Annotated in this window: 2 protein-coding genes; both read left to right on the forward strand. The window is 75.2% G+C overall.

All coding sequences use genetic code 11. The annotated features are described in order from the left end of the window. Positions 1-1,591: multicopper oxidase family protein (locus tag KS423_RS41940; RefSeq protein WP_263455799.1), on the forward strand; the 1,591-nt coding region annotated here is incomplete at its 5' end. Positions 1,592-1,749: 158 nt separating this feature from the next. Further along, positions 1,750-3,108: a DUF2252 domain-containing protein gene (locus tag KS423_RS41945; protein WP_224284968.1), complete on the forward strand. Its 1,359-nt coding sequence runs from the start codon at positions 1,750-1,752 to the stop codon at positions 3,106-3,108. The last annotated feature ends 76 nt before the right edge of the window (positions 3,109-3,184 follow it).

Raw genomic sequence — 3,184 nt, forward strand, 5'->3', positions numbered from 1 at the left:
TCGAGGTGCCCCGGTGAACCGGCGCCGGTTCCTGGGCATCGGCGCCTCCGTCCTCGGCGCGGGCGCCCTGGCCGCCGTCGCCGTCCCCTCCGCCGCCCGGCTGCTGGCGGAGGGCCGCCCCGGGCGGCTGCTGAGCAGCGAACTCGACCTGCCGGAGGCCTTCCGGGCCCCTCTGCCGGTGCCGGCCGTGCTGTCACCGGTGCGCACCGACGGGACCAGCGACTACTACGAGATCACCCAGCAGGCCGCCACGTTGGAGATCCTGCCCGGGGTGAGGACCGAGGCCTGGACGTACGGGGGCAGCTTCCCGGGGCCGACCGTGGTCACCCGCACCGGGCGGGCGGCGGTGGTCAAGCACCGCAACGAGCTGCCGGTGCCCTCGGTGACGCACCTGCACGGCGGGCACACCCCGGCGGACAGCGACGGCTACCCGGTGGACCTGCTGCTGCCGGTGGGGTCGTCGGCGGACGCAGCCCATGCCATGGCGGGCATGGCGGGCATGGCGGGCATGGACCATGCGGCGGCCCGCACCGCCGTCGGCGAGCGCACGTACACCTATCCCGGCAGGCAACGCGCCGCCACCCTCTGGTACCACGACCACCGGATGGGCTTCACCGGCCCCGGCGTCTGGCGCGGACTGGCCGGCTTCCACCTCGTGCACGACGACGAGGAGGCCGCGCTGCCGCTGCCGCGCGGCGAGCGGGACCTGCCGCTGATGATCGCCGACCGCTCCTTCGCCGCCGACGGTTCCTTCCGCTACCCCGCCGTCGACCCCCGGCTCGCCGAGCCGGGCGTCACCGACGCCTACGCCAACGGCGTGCTCGGCGACGTGATCCTGGTCAACGGCGCGCCCTGGCCGCGGCTGGACGTCGACCGGGTCCGCTACCGGCTGCGGCTGCTCAACGCCTCCAACGCCCGGCTCTACCGGCTGGAGTTGGACCCGCAGCCGGCCGGCGGTGGCGCACTGGTCCAGATCGGCTCCGACGGCGGCCTGCTCGCCGCCCCGATCCGGCACGACGGGATCGAGATCGCGCCCGCCGAACGCTTCGACGTCGTGGTCGACTTCTCCCGCTACGCGCCCGGCACCCGGGTCCGGCTGGTCAACCGCTTCGGCACCGGCCGGACCGCCGAGGTGATGCGCTTCGACGTCACCGCGAAGCAACCGACCGACGACGCGACGGTGCCCGACCGGCTCGCCACCGTCGAGGCCCTGGACGCCTCCGCCGCCGTCACCACCCGCGAGTTCACCTTCCGGCGCAGCCGCGGCGACGGCTGGACCGTCAACGGCCGCCCGTACCAGCCCGGCCGGAGCGTCGCCACGCCCGCCCTCGGCGCGGTCGAGCGCTGGCGCTTCTCCACCGACCTGCACCACCCGGTGCACGTCCACCTGGACCACTTCCAGGTGATCGGCCGCAACGGCGCGGACCCGGGCCCGTACGACGCGGGGTGGAAGGACACCGTGGACCTGCGCCCGGCCGAGGCGGTGGAGGTGCTGGTGCGCTTCACCGACTACGCGGGGGCGTACATGCTGCACTGCCACAACCTGGAGCACGAGGACATGGCGATGATGGCGGACTTCACCGTGCGATGAGTCCGCCGTGCGATGAGTCCGCTGTCCGGCGATCCGGCCGGTTCCGAGCCGCCCGGTTCACCCGGACGGCGGAGTGCCGGAGGGCGTGCGCTGCGCCCTCCGGCACTCCTGCCCTAGCGTCGCGGGAAGAAGGACCCGCCGACGGACGGAGCCGCCGCATGACCACCCTCGCCGAACGCCGCGGGCGCGGCCGGGCCGCCCGGGAGCGCGTCTCCCGCTCCGCCCACGGCCGGTGGATCCCCGCCGCCGAACGGCCGGACCCGCTCGACGTGCTGGAACGGCAGGGCGAGGACCGGGTCGCCCGGCTGCTGCCGATCCGCTACGGGCGGATGGCGGAGAGCCCGTTCGCCTACCTGCGCGGCGCCGCCGCCGTACTGGCGGCCGACCTCGGGGCCCTCCCCGACACCGGCCTCACCGTCCAACTCTGCGGCGACGCCCACCTGTTGAACTTCGGCGTGTACGCCTCGCCGGAGCGCGCGCTGCTCTTCGACGTCAACGACTTCGACGAGACCTTCCCCGGCCCCTTCGAATGGGACGTCAAACGGCTCGCCGCCAGCGTCGCCGTCGCCGCCCGGGACAACGGCCAGGACGAGCGCCGGGCGCGCCGGGCCGCGCTCGCCGCCGTCCGGGCGTACGCGGGCGGCATGCGGCGACTGGCCGGGATGGGCGAACTCGACGTCTGGTACGCCCGGGTGGACACCGTCGACCTGCCGGCGCTGCTGCGCAAGCCCGGGCAGCGCAGGCAGGCCGAGGCAAGCCTCGCCCGCGCCCGGCGCCGCACCAGCCTCCAGGCCTTCGGCAAGCTCACCGAGGAACGGGACGGCCAGCGCCGGATCATCAGCGCGCCGCCACTGATCGAACCGTTGAAACCGGCCGAACTGCGCGCCATCGGCAAGGTGTTCAGCGACTACCGGTCGACCCTCGCGGAGGACCGCCGGGTGCTGATGGACCGCTACCGCTTCGTCGACGCGGCGACCAAGGTGGTCGGCGTGGGCAGCGTCGGCACCCGCTGCTACATCGTGCTGCTGGAAGGCCGGGACGGCCGCGACCCGCTGTTCCTCCAGCTGAAGGAGGCCGGCCGGTCGGTGCTGGAGGAGCACCTGCCGCCGGTGCGGGTGGACGCCGAGGTGGCCGTCCACCACGGCGGCCGCCGGGTGGTCACCGGGCAGCACCTGATGCAGGCCGCCAGCGACATCTTCCTCGGCTGGACCACCGGCCCCGCCGGGCGGCACTACTACGGCCGCCAACTGCGCGACATGAAGGGCTCGACGGACATCGCCGACCTCACCCCCTCCGGCCTGTGCGCCTACGCCGACCTCTGCGGCCGCACCCTCGCCCGTGCCCACGCCCGCACCGGCGACCGCCTGGCCATCGCCGGCTACCTCGGCCGCGCGGACACCTTCGCCGAGGCCGTCGCCGACTTCGCCCTGCGCTACGCGGACCGTACGGCGGCGGACCACGGCGAGCTGGTGGCGGCGATCGCGGACGGCCGGGTGACGGCGACCCAGGGGGTGTGAGCCGCCGGGGTCGCCGGCCCGGGTGCAAGCCGGGGCTCGGGCCGGGGCCGTGGTCAGCCGGCCCCGGGCCGGATCG

It is taken from the genome of Streptomyces sp. LS1784, from assembly GCF_020103755.1.
GTDB lineage: Bacteria > Actinomycetota > Actinomycetes > Streptomycetales > Streptomycetaceae > Kitasatospora.